Source organism: Streptomyces sp. NPDC028331, assembly GCF_055565775.1.
In genome coordinates this window covers 56,666-70,088 of the sequence record NZ_JBVHTR010000010.1, presented here as the reverse complement: position 1 = coordinate 70,088, position 13,423 = coordinate 56,666, and the positions used below count along the sequence as shown (strand labels likewise).

At 73.1% G+C, this 13,423-nt stretch carries 12 protein-coding genes and 1 pseudogene; 8 read left to right on the top strand and 5 right to left on the bottom strand.

Features of this window, described 5'->3' with window-relative positions; translation table 11 throughout:
* The first annotated feature begins 107 nt into the window (after window positions 1-107).
* From ACZ4SW_RS16885 to ACZ4SW_RS16870, 4 genes are read left to right on the top strand one after another with little or no spacing between them, the layout of a single operon-like run.
* A complete protein-coding gene (locus ACZ4SW_RS16885; RefSeq protein WP_468243369.1) occupies window positions 108-1,394 on the top strand; it encodes an ABC transporter substrate-binding protein in 1,287 nt (428 codons plus the stop codon).
* Window positions 1,391-2,329 (top strand): carbohydrate ABC transporter permease, encoded by a 939-nt coding sequence (locus tag ACZ4SW_RS16880; protein WP_468243367.1) that lies wholly within the window; start codon window positions 1,391-1,393, stop codon window positions 2,327-2,329. Before ACZ4SW_RS16885 ends, ACZ4SW_RS16880 begins: the two co-directional genes overlap by 4 nt.
* Complete coding sequence (locus ACZ4SW_RS16875; RefSeq protein ID WP_468243365.1) at window positions 2,326-3,189, top strand: carbohydrate ABC transporter permease; 864 nt, start codon at window positions 2,326-2,328, stop codon at window positions 3,187-3,189. The genes ACZ4SW_RS16880 and ACZ4SW_RS16875 overlap by 4 nt, the downstream gene beginning before the upstream one ends.
* Entirely contained in the window at window positions 3,186-3,797 is a 612-nt protein-coding gene (locus ACZ4SW_RS16870) for a hypothetical protein (protein WP_468243363.1), read from the top strand. Before ACZ4SW_RS16875 ends, ACZ4SW_RS16870 begins: the two co-directional genes overlap by 4 nt.
* 122 nt (window positions 3,798-3,919) lie before the next feature.
* Here ACZ4SW_RS16870 and ACZ4SW_RS16865 read toward each other — a convergent pair whose 3' ends face one another.
* Window positions 3,920-5,215 carry a site-2 protease family protein gene (locus ACZ4SW_RS16865; RefSeq protein WP_468243361.1) on the bottom strand — a complete coding sequence of 432 codons (1,296 nt, stop codon included), beginning with the start codon at window positions 5,213-5,215 and terminating at the stop codon, window positions 3,920-3,922.
* 282 nt (window positions 5,216-5,497) lie between these two features.
* Between ACZ4SW_RS16865 and ACZ4SW_RS16860 the strand changes: the two genes are divergently transcribed.
* Window positions 5,498-5,959: an AAA family ATPase gene (locus tag ACZ4SW_RS16860; RefSeq protein WP_468243359.1), complete on the top strand. Its 462-nt coding sequence runs from the start codon at window positions 5,498-5,500 to the stop codon at window positions 5,957-5,959.
* Between the two features lie 79 nt (window positions 5,960-6,038).
* Here the strand turns inward: ACZ4SW_RS16860 and ACZ4SW_RS16855 are convergent, their stop codons facing one another.
* The gene (locus tag ACZ4SW_RS16855; RefSeq protein WP_468243357.1) at window positions 6,039-6,605 is read right to left on the bottom strand and encodes a PadR family transcriptional regulator; all 567 of its coding nucleotides are present in this window, start codon (window positions 6,603-6,605) and stop codon (window positions 6,039-6,041) included.
* A 170-nt stretch (window positions 6,606-6,775) separates the two neighbouring features.
* On the opposite strand from ACZ4SW_RS16855, the gene ACZ4SW_RS16850 reads away from it, so the two are divergent.
* The 3 genes from ACZ4SW_RS16850 (at window position 6,776) to ACZ4SW_RS16840 (ending at window position 9,115) form a co-directional block, all read left to right on the top strand.
* Entirely contained in the window at window positions 6,776-7,168 is a 393-nt protein-coding gene (locus tag ACZ4SW_RS16850; protein WP_468243354.1) for a nuclear transport factor 2 family protein, read from the top strand.
* Window positions 7,169-7,557: 389 nt separating this feature from the next.
* Window positions 7,558-7,833, top strand: coding sequence for a hypothetical protein (locus ACZ4SW_RS16845; protein ID WP_468243352.1), 276 nt, complete (start codon window positions 7,558-7,560; stop codon window positions 7,831-7,833).
* Window positions 7,834-7,972: 139 nt separating this feature from the next.
* Window positions 7,973-9,115 (top strand): winged helix DNA-binding domain-containing protein, encoded by a 1,143-nt coding sequence (locus ACZ4SW_RS16840; RefSeq protein WP_468243350.1) that lies wholly within the window; start codon window positions 7,973-7,975, stop codon window positions 9,113-9,115.
* Window positions 9,116-9,133: 18 nt separating this feature from the next.
* On the opposite strand, the gene ACZ4SW_RS16835 is transcribed toward ACZ4SW_RS16840, so the two are convergent.
* The 3 genes and pseudogenes from ACZ4SW_RS16835 to ACZ4SW_RS16825 all read right to left on the bottom strand — a co-directional run bounded on the left by ACZ4SW_RS16835 (window position 9,134) and on the right by ACZ4SW_RS16825 (window position 13,235).
* On the bottom strand, window positions 9,134-9,781 hold the full coding sequence (locus tag ACZ4SW_RS16835; RefSeq protein ID WP_468243347.1) for a LysE family translocator: 648 nt from the start codon (window positions 9,779-9,781) through the stop codon (window positions 9,134-9,136).
* Between the two features lie 183 nt (window positions 9,782-9,964).
* A pseudogene (locus tag ACZ4SW_RS16830) lies at window positions 9,965-10,066 on the bottom strand (trypsin-like serine protease); the annotation flags it as partial.
* Between the two features lie 355 nt (window positions 10,067-10,421).
* Entirely contained in the window at window positions 10,422-13,235 is a 2,814-nt protein-coding gene (locus ACZ4SW_RS16825; protein ID WP_468243345.1) for a helix-turn-helix transcriptional regulator, read from the bottom strand.
* Between the last annotated feature and the right edge of the window lie 188 nt (window positions 13,236-13,423).

Sequence of the window (13,423 nt, the reverse complement as noted above, 5' to 3'; positions counted from 1 at the left end):
CTCGGGCTCCGTCCCAAGGAAGCGGTGCACAGGGCTTGTTGTGACATCCGGACCATACCTAGGGTCCCTTGAAGCGTGTAAGCGCTTTCTGGCGAGAGGGGTGACCCATGCCCGGACACAGGACGAGGTTGTCCTGCTCGGCGGCCGTGGTGCTGGCGCTGTGCGCCGCGCTCACCGGCTGCTCGGGCACGGACCAAGACGGCGGCTCGGGCGGCACCACGGTGCTGCGCTACACCTGGTGGGGCAACCCGGACCGAGCCGGGAGAACGGAGAAGGCCGTCGCGCTCTTCGAGAAACGGCACCCCGGGATCCGGGTGCAGACGTCGTTCTCCGGCTACGACGCCTACAAGCAGAAGCTGGCCACCCAGGCCGCCGGCGGCGACGCCCCCGACGTGATGCAACTGGACTACCGCATGATCGACCAGTACGCCGACGGGGGAGTGCTCCTCGACCTCGGCACCCAGAAGGCGGCCCTGGACACCGGCGAGATCGACGCCGGACTCCTCGCCACGGGCAGGGTGAACGGCAAGCAGTACGCGATCCCGCAGGGGCGCGGCACCGAGACGATGGTGTACGACGTCAAGGAGTGGCAGGCGTCCGGCGTCGCCCTTCCCCACGAGGGCTGGACGTGGAGTCGGTGGGCCGACGCCATGCGGCGGTTGGCGAAGAAGACCGGCAAGCCCGGCGGAACGGACCCCGGGCAGAGCGAGGACGCGTTCGAGGTGTGGCTGCGCGGTCAGGGCAAGTCCCTCTACACCCCGGACCGGGGGCTCGGCTTCACCGCCGGTGACCTGACCCGCTGGTGGACCTTCACCGACAAGCTGCGCCGCGAGGGCGCCGTCTCGCCCGCCGAGCAGACCACCCAGCTCGACGGCTCGGTCGAGAACACCCCGCTGGGGCGGGGCAAGGCGGTCTCCGACGTCAACTGGGACGCCCCCGCGAGCGGGTTCCTCGTCCTCGTCCCGGACGGCATCGCGCTCGCGCCCATGCCGTCGGGCGAGGACGGCACCCCCGGCCAGTACTTCAAACCGTCGATGTTCATGGGCGCCGCCGCGCACACCTCCCACCCCGAGGAGGCGGCCGAGCTGATCGACTTCATGCTCAACGACCCCGACGCCGGGGCGATCCTCGGCGCGACCCGCGGCATCCCCGTCAACGAGAACCTGCGCAAGAAGCTCGCCCCCGCCCTCAAGGACTTCGACAAGACCATCTCCGACTACCAGTCCTCGCTCGAAGGCGACCTGAAGGCCCCGCCCCAGGCGCCCCCGTCCGGCGACAACGCGCTGCAGACCACGTTCCAGCGCGACTACGACCAGGTGTCGTACGAGCGTATGTCGCCCGGCGAGGCGGCGCGGAACTACATCACCGAGGCGAAGGCGGAGCTGAGGTCATGACGGCAACCGACGTACAGGCGACCGGAGTTCCCCGCACGCGACCGGCGGCCCCGAGCCGGCCGAAGCGCCGTCGCGAAGGCGCCGCCTGGGTGTTCCTGTCCCCGTGGGTGCTCGGCGCGACCGTGCTCACCCTGCTGCCGATGGCGGTCTCGCTCTACCTCTCCTTCACCGACTACGACCTGTTCAACCCGCCGCGCTGGGTGGGCCTGCGCAACTACACCCAGATGTTCACCGAGGACCCGCGCTACTGGCGCTCGGTCATGGCCACGCTGACGTATGTCGTCGTCGCCGTACCGCTGCAGCTCGGGCTCGCTCTCGCCGTCGCCCTCGCCCTGAAGTCCATGCGCCGCGCCAAGGGCTTCTACCGCTCCGCCTTCTACGCGCCGTCCCTGCTCGGCGCCTCCATGTCGATCGCCCTCGTCTGGCGGGCGATCTTCAACGACGGCGGCACGGTCGACCACCTCCTGGGCACCGGCGGCTGGGTCACCCGGCCCGGCTGGGCGCTGCTCGCGGTCGCCCTGCTGACGGTGTGGCAGTTCGGCGCGCCGATGGTCATCTTCCTGGCCGGGCTCCAGCAGATCCCCGGGGAGTTGTACGAGGCCGCCGAGGTCGACGGGGCGAGCCGTTGGCGGCAGTTCCTGTCCGTCACCGTGCCGATGCTGTCCCCGGTGATCTTCTTCAACCTGGTGCTCCAGACCATCCAGTCCTTCCAGGTCTTCACCCCCGCCTTCGCGGTCAGCGCCGGCAAGGGCGGCCCCGCCGACTCGACGCTGTTCTACACGCTCTACCTCTACGACCGCGGCTTCGTCGCCTCCCACATGGGCTACGCCTCGGCGATGGCCTGGGTGCTGCTGCTGGTGATCGGCGCGGTCACCGCGGTGCTGTTCCGCACCTCGCGGTCCTGGGTCTTCTACGCCTCCGAGGGGGACCGATGAGTACGACCGCCTCCGTCGCCCGCAAGCCGATCGCCTGGCGCAGGGTGGCCCTGCACGCCGGCTGCCTGGCCGCGCTGCTGGTGATGCTCTATCCGCTGGCCTGGCTGCTCGCGACCTCGCTGAAGCCCGCGAACGAGGTCATCGCCAGCCTGAACCTGCTGCCGAGCCACCTGGAATGGTCCAACTACACCACGGCCCTGGACGGTGTGAACGGCGTCTCCGTCTGGCGGCTGCTCGGCAACTCGCTGCTGATCGCGGGCGGCGCGGTCGTCGGGAACGTCCTGTCGTGCTCCCTGGCCGCGTACGCCTTCGCCCGGCTGCGGTTCCGCTTCCGGGGGCCGCTGTTCGCCTTCATGATCGCCACGATCATGCTGCCGCACCACGCCGTGCTGATCCCGCAGTACATCATCTTCAACAAGCTCGGCATGGTGAACACGTACTGGCCGCTGATCCTGCCCAAGTTCCTCGCCACGGAGGCGTTCTTCGTCTTCCTCGTCGTGCAGTTCATGCGCGGGCTGCCGCGCGAGCTGGAGGAGGCGGCGCGGATCGACGGCTGCGGGCCGTTCCGCAGCTTCTTCCTGGTGATCCTGCCGCTGACCCGCCCCGCCCTGATCACCACGGCGATCTTCACCTTCATCTGGACGTGGAACGACTTCTTCACCCAGCTCATCTACCTGTTCTCGCCGGAGAAGTTCACGCTGACGCTGGCGCTGAGGTCGTTCGTGGACGCCTCCAGCACCTCCGCGTTCGGCCCCATGTTCGCCATGTCGGTGATCGCGCTGCTGCCGATCGTGCTGTTCTTCCTCGCCTTCCAGAGGTTCCTGGTCGAGGGCATGGCGAGTTCGGGGCTGAAGGGATGAGCGGGCGTACGGTGCGGGAGCCCGGGGAGGTCTTCGGTCCCCGGATGGCGCTGTTCGCGGACGTGCTGAGCGTGGGCCTGGCGACGGCGGTCACGTCGCTGCCGTTGCTGACGGCGCCCGCGGCCCTGTCGACGGCGTGCGCGGTCCTGCGCGGGGCGGGGGAGGGGCGGCCGGTCACGGCGGGGCGGTACCTGCGGGCGCTGCGCGAACGCCTGCGGGCCGGGGACCTGGCGGCCGGGGCGGTGGCCCTCGCGGGCGTGCTGCTGCTGGCCGCGGACCTGGCCCTGGCGGGCGCGGGCCTGCCGGGCGCACCGGCGTTCACGGCCCTGGCCGCGGCGATCGGCGCGTGCGCCGCGGTGGTGGGCCTGCGCGCCTGCGCCCGCCCCGAATCGCTCACCGACTGGCCCACGGCGGTGCGTGCGGCGGCCGGGACGGCGGTCCGGGACGCGGGGGGCAGCGCCCTGGTCCTGCTCGCCCTGGCGACGGCGGCCCTGTGCGCCTGGATGCTGCTGCCGCTGGCGTTCCTGGCCCCCGGGCCGCTGGCGATGGCGGTGACGGCGGTGGAGGTGCGGCGCCGGGAGGCGGGGGGTGCCGCCGGGCTGGACTGAGGGCGCCCCTGCCCTTCCCGGCCCTGGGCGTTGTGGACTCCGTCCCTCGCGGGGTGAAGGGGCGGAGTCCCCGGAGAGGGGAGGGGGCAGGGCTGCGGGGGCGCACAACCGTCCGCTCGCCGTCAGCCCTTCGGGTGGGGGGTGCCGGTCAGCCATGTCACGACACGGCTGATGTCGGCGAGCGTGACGATGCCGACGAGGCGCCCGTCGTCGAGTACGAGTGCCCTGCGCTCAGGGCTCTCCTGGAGGCGGGGCAGCAGATCCAGGACCATGTCGCCGGGCGCGGCCGTCTCGATGTCCGGCAGCGGGCGCATCACCTCGCCGACCGTGGTGGCCGACCGGGCGTGCGGCGGCACGTCGCGGACGGCGCCGGCGGTGACCAGTCCCGCCACGCCGCCGTCGGGCGTAAGGACCGGGAAGGCGGAGTGGCGGAACCGGTCGAAGGGCGCCTCGGTCAGGAACCGGTCGACGGTCATGGCGGTGGGGACGGTGACCGGGTCCCGGGTCATCACCCCGCTCACCGGGACGTCGTGCAGGGCGCTGCGCAGCTCCGCCTGGCGGGCCTCCGCGGTCGCCGTGGTGATGAGGAACCAGCCGATCAGCGCCGACCACAGCCCCGACAGGTTGCCCGCGAAGACCACCGCGGCCAACCCGCCGGCCATCAGGATCCAGCCGAGAGCCCGGCCGGCGGCCGAGGCGCCCCGGGTCGCCCGTACCCGGTCACCGGTGCGGTGCCACAGGAACGACCGCAGCAGCCGTCCGCCGTCCAGCGGGGCGGCCGGCAGGGCGTTGAACACGGCCAGCACGATGTTGATGGCGGCGAGCCAGGCGACGGCCTCCACCACGAGCCCGGGGACGTGCAGGGCGTCGAGCCCCACCGCCAGGCCGGTGCACACCCCGCCCACGACCAGGCTGGTCAGCGGCCCGACCGCGGCGATGCGCAGTTCCGCGCCCGGCGTCGGCGCCTCGGTGCGCAGCCGGGCGGCCCCGCCCAGCATCCACAGCGTGATGCCGTCCACCTGGACGCCGTTGCGGCGTGCGACGACCGCGTGGGCGAGTTCGTGCGCGAGCAGCGACGCCAGGAACACCAGCGAGGCCAGCAGCGCCGCCACCCAGTAGGCCCAGGCCGGGTGGCCGGGGTGGGCCGCGGGAAGCCGCCCGCGGGCCAGGGCGACGGCGATCAGCACGACGATGACCAGCACGCTCCAGTGCAGGCCGACGCGCACGCCCGCGATGCGCCCGAGAGACAGTGTCTCCTTCACCGAACGCCCCGCCTTCCCGGCGCCCGGCCCGCCGACCGCGATCCCGCACGGCGGCCGCCGGCCGCGCGCCGCCCTCGTCACGACGCTCTCCAGCGAGATGCCCCCCGGTGGTCCTCCGTGGTCCTCGTACTCCTCCGCACTCTCATGGTCCGCCACCGCCGCAGCGGCGCGAATGGGCCGTTCGGTCCTCGGCCGGAACGAGGCCGGCCGGTGTCCCTCCCCGCGGTCGGGCGCATCGGCGCTCGCCCCGGCCGCCCGCCCCCGCACGCCCGCAGCCCTCGTGGTCGTCCTCGGGGCCGGTGCGATCCGCGCCGCCCGGCGCGCGCGGCGCTCGTGGGCTCGCAGGGGAGAAACGAGGGGCCGGGCACGGAGCGGCGGCCCCCGCGGGCCGACGGCGACGGTTCCACCCGCCCGCCGGCGCGTGTCATCGTGGCCCGTATGGCGACAGGACTGGACATGGCCGTGCTCGTCGGACTGCAGGCGTCGGGGAAGTCGACCTTCTACGCGCAGCGCCTGTCCGGCCGGTACGTGCTGGTCAGCAAGGACCTGTTCCCGCGCAGCGCCCGAAACAAGCAGCGGCGGCAGATGCGGCAGGTGGAGGAGGCACTCCGAGCGGGGCGGCCGGTGGCGGTGGACAACACCAACCCGTCGCCGCAGGAGTGGTGCCCGCTGGTGGAACTGGGCCACGCCCACGGCGCGACGGTCACGGCGTACTGGTTCCCGCCGGACCTCCCGGGCTCCCTCCGTCGCAACGCCGCCCGCGAGGGCCGCGACCGCGTCCCCGACATCGGCGTGTTCGCGACGTCGAAGCGGCTGCGCAGACCGACGCCGGCGGACGGCTTCGACGCCGTACGGGAGGTCCGGTTCAACGGCCGCGGAGGCTTCGAGGTGCGGTCCTAGGGCAGCTCCGCCAGGCCCGCCGTGAGCAGGCTCAGCGGCCGCAGGACGGGGCGCGCAGGCCGGCCGCCGGGTCGGCCGTTCACTTCAGAGCGGCCGAGCGCTGGTCGAGCCTGCGGAGTGCCATGTCCCCCCACTGGAGGTTCTCCCGTTCGAAGGACATTCCGCGCAGCAACGTGAGGTACGGGCCGATGCGCTCGGCCTCGGCGAAGTACGCCTCCTCCGAGCGTCCGGCGAGGAGGCGCTGCCGGAGCCTTTCGTAGCGGGCGAGCTTGGCGGTGGCCCACTCCATGCGCTCGGCGATGGCCGCCCGCACCGCCTCGATGTCGCCCGCGTCCAGGCACTGCACCTTGACCAGCAACTCGTCCCGGATCACCGCCGGCTTGCCCGGCGGCTCGGCCGTGTAGGCGCGGACGGCCTTCCGTCCGGCCTCCGTCAGGGAGAACAGCCGCTTGTTGGGACGGCGCTCCTGCTCGACGACACGTGCGGTGACCAGTCCTTCGGCCTCCATGCGCTCCAGCTCCCGGTAGAGCTGCTGGGGCGTGGACATCCAGAAGTTGGCGACCGTCGCGTCGAACGCCTTCGCGAGGTCGTAGCCGGACGCCTCACCCTCCAGCAGCGCGGCCATCACCGCGTTCCGCAAAGCCATGGGCACACGGTAGCACCAACGTTATTAGTCAACTAAGTGACTGGCGAGATCACGCGACCTCCTCTGGAGGGGACGGGAAGAGGAGCTGCTCACAGAGATGGACAGCGGGTGTCCATCCCTCTAACCTCCACCTCACCTATTCAAATAATTGAGCATGCAGAGGTGGATTGATGCACCCCTTCCGCAAGGCCGTCGAGAGCGGTGACATGGACGCCGTGGCCGCCCTGCTGGCCGACGACGTCGTCTTCACCAGCCCGGTCGCCTTCAAGCCGTACCCGGGCAAGGCGATCACCGCCGCGATCCTGCGCGGCGTGTCCCGGGTCTTCGAGGACTTCGCCTACGTCCGCGAGATCGCCGACTCCGGCGGCCGCGACCACGCGTTCGTCTTCACCGCCACCGTCGCCGGCAAGAAGCTCCAGGGCTGCGACTTCCTGCACTTCGACGAGGACGGCAAGATCGACGAGTTCACGGTGATGGTGCGCCCGCTCTCCGCCGCCCAGGCGCTCTCCGAGGCGATGGGCGCCCAGTTCGAGCAGATCGCCCGAGAGGCCGCCGAGCAGTGAACGCGGCGCACAGGCGGGTGTCACCTCGACGCGCGGCCCCTTGACGCCGAAGGGGCCGCCTGGGGCAGGGCGCGGCGCCGGACGGACTTCCTGTCGGTCCCGGGCTGCTGTTCGTCGGGGCTGGACGGGCGCGGCGTTCGGATGTCGGGGCTGCTCCCTGGTCGACCGTATGTCGGTGTGACCGGGGCGGGATGCGCGGGGCGGGCGGCGCGCCGATGATGCGGAGAGGCGTGAGGGCGGTGTGAGGGCCGGCGGCGGCGAGGACCGCGGGACGCGGAGTCCGACAGGTCGCGCGCAGATCACAACACGGACACAGCGTCACTCGAAGATCACTCAAAGTGCGCGTTCGGGTGCATGATTCGGCCACCACTCGGCTTCCAAGGAGACTCATGCGCCGCACCACCATCTCCCTGCTCGCCGCAGCCGTGCTCATGCTGACCGGATGCTCCCCCTTCGGCTCGGGCAGCGGCGAAAGCTCGGCCCCGAGCCCTTCCGCGTCAGCCGGAGGGGCCGCCGACGCGGCGGCGATCGCCTCGTGTACCAAGGCGATCGTCGCCGCGAAGGACGACACCGCGGACAACGGCCTGCCCGAGTGCGCGAAACTGTCGCCGGACGACTACCTCAAGGCGATCGAGGAGGCGAAGAAGCAGGGAGGGGACCGGTGATGCCCGGCGTCCTCCGTCGACCGGCAGGGGGCGGGGAGCCGTCCCGCCGGGATTCCGGCGACGTACCGCTCGGCCCTGCCCTCCGCGGGACGGAAGCTGCGGACAGTAGCTGTCCGCAATCCCCGTTAGCGTCCCCGGCATGACCAAGACGAGCTCCGCGGCCCGGACGGCCGGCCGGACCACCGCCACCGCTTCCGTCCTCCCGCACCGCGCCCTCAACCGCGCCACCCTCGCCCGTCAGCTCCTGCTCCGGCGCTCATCGCTGTCCGCGAAGGCGGCCGTCGCGCACCTGCTCGGCCTCCAGGCGCAGAACGTCAAGCCGCCGTACCACGCGCTGGCGGCACGGCTCGAGGGATTCGCGCCCGAGCACCTGTCACGGCTCATGGCCGACCGCGAGGTCGTCCGCATCGCCACCCTGCGCTCCACCGTCCACACCCACACCGCCGACGACTGCCTGACCCTGCGGCCGCTCGTCCAGCCCGCCCTCGACCGGGAACTCGCCGCCTTCCGCAAGGGTCTCGCCGGCGTCGACCTCGACCGGCTCGCCGCCCTCGCCCGCGACCTCGTGGAGGCCGCACCGCGCACCATGACCGAGCTGCGCCGGGCGCTGCTCGCCGCATGGCCGGACGCCGACCCACAGGCCCTCGCCCTCGCCGCCCGCTGCCGGCTGCCCCTCGTCCAGGTCACCCCGCGCGGCCTGTGGGGCAGCAGCGGCCAGGTCGCACTCACCACCGTCGAGCACTGGCTCGGACGCCCCGCCGAGCCCGCCCCGGCGCCCGACGCCGTCGTCCTGCGGTACCTCGGCGCCTTCGGACCGGCCTCGGTGAAGGACATGCAGACCTGGGCGGGCCTGACGCGGCTGCGGGACGTCTTCGAACGGCTGCGCCCACGGCTCGTCACCTTCCGCGACGAGCACGGCGTCGAACTCTTCGACCTGCCCGACGCGCCCCGCCCCGACCCGGACACGCCCGCCCCGCCGCGCTTCCTGCCCGAGTACGACAACCTCCTCCTCTCCCACGCCGACCGCACCCGCGTCGTGCCGCCCGGCCTCAAGGGCCGCAACGCGGTGGGCAACCAGGCCTACCGCACCCTGCTCGTCGACGGCTTCCTGGCGGGCGTGTGGAAGCTGGAGGAGGGCTCGCTCGTCATCGAGCCGTTCCGCACGCTGACCCGGGCGCAGCGGGACGAGGTGACCGAGGAAGGGGATCGGATGCTGAAGGTGATGCACGCCGGAACGCCGTACGACATCCGGTTCGGGACCGTAGTACCCCCGCGGCCCTGACACCCGGGCCGTGGCGTCTCAGTCGGCCCGGCCGGTCACCGCCACCGTCAGCCCCAGCCCGATCAGGGTGAACCCGCCCGCACCGCCGATCAGGGACAGCCTGCGGTCCGAGCCGGCGAACCAGGTGCGGGCCGCGGCGGCCGTCAGCCCCCACAGGGTGTCCGTGACCAGGCCGATCGCGATCGGCACCAGGCCCAGCAGGAGCATCTGCAACGGCACACGACCTGCCGAGTGGTCGACGAACTGGGGGAGCACCGCGGCGAAGAACACCACCCCCTTGGGGTTGGTCGCACCCACCAGAACGCCGTCCAGGACCGTACGGAGATCGCCGCGCGCCGGACCCGTCGGCACCGTCCCGATCGCCGACGCCTTCAGCTCCTTGCGGTGCCGGAAGGCCTGCACGCCGAGGACGACCAGATAGGCCGCCCCCGCCAGCTTCACCGCCAGGTAGAGCGCGACCGACCGCTCGACCAGCGAACCGATGCCGACCGCGACCGCCACCACCAGCAGGTACGAGCCGAAGACGTTGCCGAGCGCGGTCGCCACGGCGGTGCGGCGCCCGTGGGCCAGCGCCCGGCCGATGACGAACAGCACACTGGGGCCCGGGATCACGATCACCAGCAGGGACATCGCGGCGAAGGCCAGGAAACGGTCTGTGGACACCATGTGCGACCCTCCCATCCGCCGCTCATTCAAACAGGCGGGTGAGAGCCGGTCCACGGAAGTGACACGGAGGACGGGGAACACCGAGGACAGGGAACACGGAGGACATGGAAAGGGGGCGTTGCGGGCCGCTCGTGGAGGCCCGCAGCGCCCCCTGGTATCTACCTGAGGTGTTACCCCAGGAGCCTTCCGGGGCTCACGAGTGCAGCCGTTGCCCCAGGTGGTGATCCCTGCCAGGACGCCCCCGGTGAGCGGGGGACCGCCGCTGTCGCCCTGGCAGGTGTCCAGGCCGCCGGAGAAATGTCCGGCACCGCTTCGCCACCGTGGGTGGCGTCCGTACAGCTCGGGTTGGTCCAGATCGTGTCGGCCCCACCGACCGTGCCCGTGGCGGCGGCAGCGGTCGCCACGGTGGCGGCGGCCTTTCCGACGCGTTTCGGCCCGGGCATGGGTCTCCTCGTGGGGTTGCCGGTGGGGGGTTCGCGCGAGTGGGGACCGGCCCCGGTGTGCCCGGTGAGCGGCACGCCTTCAGGCTAGAAGCCGCAGCGGTCGCCTCCCAATGAGGGAACCCCCTCGGCGATTTGGGCAGGGAAAACCCTCGGTCTGCGCGCGGGAACCGGCCGGCGGGCGTGCCGTGCGAGCCGGTTCAGCCCGCGCGGTGCCCGGCCGCCAGGCGCACGATGTCCACCCGTGACCGGATGCCCAGCTTGCGGTAGACCCGGGTCAGCGTGGCCTCCACGGTCTTGACGCTGATGAACAGCCGCGCCGCGATCTCCCGGTTGGTCGCGCCCTCCATGACGAGCGCGGCGACCTGCCGTTCCGTCGCGGCCAATCCGTCGAGTGCGGCCGTCGCGGCCGCCGCGGCCGGTGCCGGGCCCGTGGGGTCCGTGACCGCGGCCGTCGCCACCAGGCGCAGCCACGGCATGGCGCGGCAGCGGCGGAAGAGCCGGGTCGCCTCGTCGTACGACACCGGTCCGGGCCGCTGTGCGCGCAGCCCCGCCAGGGCGTAGGCGGCCCGGGCCTCCTCGAGGCCGTAGCCGAGCTTCGCGAGCCGGTCCTGGGCCGCCGTCAGTTGACGTTCGGCCGCGTCCATGTCGCCGCGTGCCGCTCGGGCCAGGGCCTCCGCCCGGTCCAGCACCGCGAGCACGCTCTCCCGCCGCAGTCTGCGCGCGTGGGCGCGGGCGGTGTCGATGACGTCCTGCGCCTCGGCCGGCTCCCCGACGCGTACCAGCGCCTCCGCCAGGTCGCCGTGCCAGCGGCCCCGGGCGGGATCGGTGACCCCCAGCCCCTCCTCCAGCTCCCTCACCCGGCGCAGGGACCGGACGCTCCCCGCCGCGTCACCGGCCACCAACTGGGCGTGCCCCAGCGCGGCCAGCGCCCGCGACAGGTAGATCACGTCGCCGTCCTCCTCGGCCCGCGCCACGGCCTCCTGGGCCAGGGCCAGCGCCCGGTCGGCCTCGCCGCCCGCGGCCTCCGCGAGGGAGGTGAGCATGGCGCTCGCGGCCTCCCCGATCCCGGTGTCCCGCGCCAGCCGCAGGCTCTCCCGCGCGAGGTCGAGGGCCCGTCCGCAGTGTCCGGCCCGCAGTTCGGTCTCGGCGAGCCCGCGCAGGAAGTGCACCTCGGCCTCCACCATGCCGCGCCGCCGCACCTCGCGCAGCAGCGCGCTGACCGTCTGGCGCGCCTCGGCGAGCTGGTCGCTCATGATCAGCCAGCGGAACCGCACGGCACCGACGCCGTTGTGGTCGCACGCCACCCGAGCGTCCTGGGGCTCCTTCATGGCCCGCTGGATGGTGCGCGGGGCGTCCGGGTGGCCCATCAGGGTCTCGGCCTGCGCCTGGAAGGCCAGCGCCAGCAGCTCGTTGCGCCGGTCGCCGGCCCGCGCCGCCAGGTCGGCGGCGAGGGCGCCCTCCTGCCGGGCCCGGTCGAAGTCGCCCTCCACCAGCAGCGCCCGCCAGGCGAGCTGGTAGTGCACCAGGGTCAGCAGCCGGGGGTCGTCGCCCGCGTCCGACAGCGCCTGCGGGAAGACCGCGTCGACCTCGGCCATGGCGTGCCCCGCGGCGTCGATCACGACCATCCAGGCCCGCACCCGGTCCGCCGGCTGCGTCGATTGCGCCAGCACCTCGCGGGCGATGTCCCGGGCGAGATCGGTCTCCCCGGCGGTGAGCGCGTCCTCGGCCGCCTGCAGCCGTCGCTCGTCCGGGCCCGGCACCCCGTCCGCGGGGGTGTGCCGGGCGGCGAGCAGCCCGAGCCCCGCCGCCACCGAGGGCGCGCCCCGGTCGCGGGCGGCGGCCGCGGCCTCGCCGAGGCGGGCGGCCACCCGCGGATCCGTGCCGGTGGTCGCCAGCGCCAGGTGCCGGGCCCGCTCGATCGGGTCGGAGGCCGCCGTGGACAGGGCCTCGTGCACGGCCCGCCGCTCCTGGGGGCTCGCCTGTGCGTACAGCGCGGCCGATATCAGCGGATGCGCGAACCGTACGCCCGGTGTCTCGCGCTCCGTGACCAGCAGTCCGAGCGCGGCGGCCTGCGCGGTCTCCGCCTCCGCGTTGTCCCGGCCGGCCGCGCGCAACAGGGCCAGTGTGGGCCGGGCCCCGGCGCTCGCCACGAGCAGGGTGCGGCGGGCCTCGTCGGACAGCGCCTCCAGCCGGTTGAGCACCAGCGTCCGCAGGGAGGTCGGCACGGGCAGCGGCTCACCGGGCCTCGGCGGGGTCGCGCTCTCGGCGAGCGCGCGGCCGAGCTCCAGCGCGAACAGCGGGTTGCCGCCGCTGGTGCGGTGGATGTCCCGCACGGTGGAGCGGGGCAGTCCCGGGTAGCCGCGGTGGTCGAGGAGCGCGGCGGTCTGGGCGCGCGAGAGGGGGCCCACCTGGACGGCGAGGGTGTCCGGCGGGGACGCGCTCAGATGGCGGTCGTACTCCTGGCCCTGCTCGGCGTTGGTGCGCACGGCGCACAGCATCTGCACCGGCGTGCCGCCGAGGCGCCGCGCGGCGAAGCCGAGGAGTTCGGTGCTGGCCGGATCCAGCCACTGCAGGTCGTCGGCGACGATCAGCACGGGGCCGCGGGCGGCGAGCGCGCGGAGGGTGGAGAGCACGGCGAGCCGCAGCGCGAGTCCGTCCCGTTGCAGCGTGGACTCGCCGCGGCCGGTGAGCGCGGACTCCAGGGCGGTGCGCTGGGGGGCGGGGAGCCGGTCGGCGACCTCGTCCAGGACGAGCCCGAGCAGGTCGGCGAGGGCCAGGAAGGGAAGGTGGGATTCGGACTCCGTCGCCGAGCAGCGCAACACGGTGCGCACCGCTTCGCCGTATTCCGCGGCCAGCGAGCGCAGAACGGTCGACTTTCCTATTCCGGCGGGGCCGTGCAGCAGCACACTTCCCCCGCCGGTGAGCTGCCGGCGCGCTGCCGTGCACAGCTCCTCCCGGCCGATGACCAGGTCATGGTGGGGTCTCGCAGGCTCCTGGAAGTCCCGTCGCACGGTGGCCGCTCCCCTCCGGGTGTCGTGTCCCTGGCCAATATTAGGCGTCCCGTCATTGAAAATTCGGACGGCGGGTGCGGTGAGGGAAACGACAACGCGGTGACAGGGGAATTCACCGCAGTGCCCAATGAATGGACTACCGACAATCCCAGGGGTGCAAAAAGTCCGGCGCAGTGCAAAAAGGGCGG

Excerpts from the sequence above, each read along its gene's own strand:
- ACZ4SW_RS16885 (WP_468243369.1), top strand. The coding sequence starts at position 108 with ATGCCCGGACACAGGACGAGGTTGTCCTGCTCGGCGGCCGTGGTGCTG.
- ACZ4SW_RS16855 (WP_468243357.1), bottom strand. The coding sequence starts at position 6,605 with ATGGCTTTGCGGAACGCGGTGATGGCCGCGCTGCTGGAGGGTGAGGCG.
- ACZ4SW_RS16850 (WP_468243354.1), top strand. The coding sequence starts at position 6,776 with ATGCACCCCTTCCGCAAGGCCGTCGAGAGCGGTGACATGGACGCCGTG.
- ACZ4SW_RS16835 (WP_468243347.1), bottom strand. The coding sequence starts at position 9,781 with ATGGTGTCCACAGACCGTTTCCTGGCCTTCGCCGCGATGTCCCTGCTG.
- ACZ4SW_RS16880 (WP_468243367.1), top strand. The coding sequence starts at position 1,391 with ATGACGGCAACCGACGTACAGGCGACCGGAGTTCCCCGCACGCGACCG.
- ACZ4SW_RS16870 (WP_468243363.1), top strand. The coding sequence starts at position 3,186 with ATGAGCGGGCGTACGGTGCGGGAGCCCGGGGAGGTCTTCGGTCCCCGG.
- ACZ4SW_RS16840 (WP_468243350.1), top strand. The coding sequence starts at position 7,973 with ATGACCAAGACGAGCTCCGCGGCCCGGACGGCCGGCCGGACCACCGCC.
- ACZ4SW_RS16875 (WP_468243365.1), top strand. The coding sequence starts at position 2,326 with ATGAGTACGACCGCCTCCGTCGCCCGCAAGCCGATCGCCTGGCGCAGG.
- ACZ4SW_RS16845 (WP_468243352.1), top strand. The coding sequence starts at position 7,558 with ATGCGCCGCACCACCATCTCCCTGCTCGCCGCAGCCGTGCTCATGCTG.
- ACZ4SW_RS16860 (WP_468243359.1), top strand. The coding sequence starts at position 5,498 with ATGGCGACAGGACTGGACATGGCCGTGCTCGTCGGACTGCAGGCGTCG.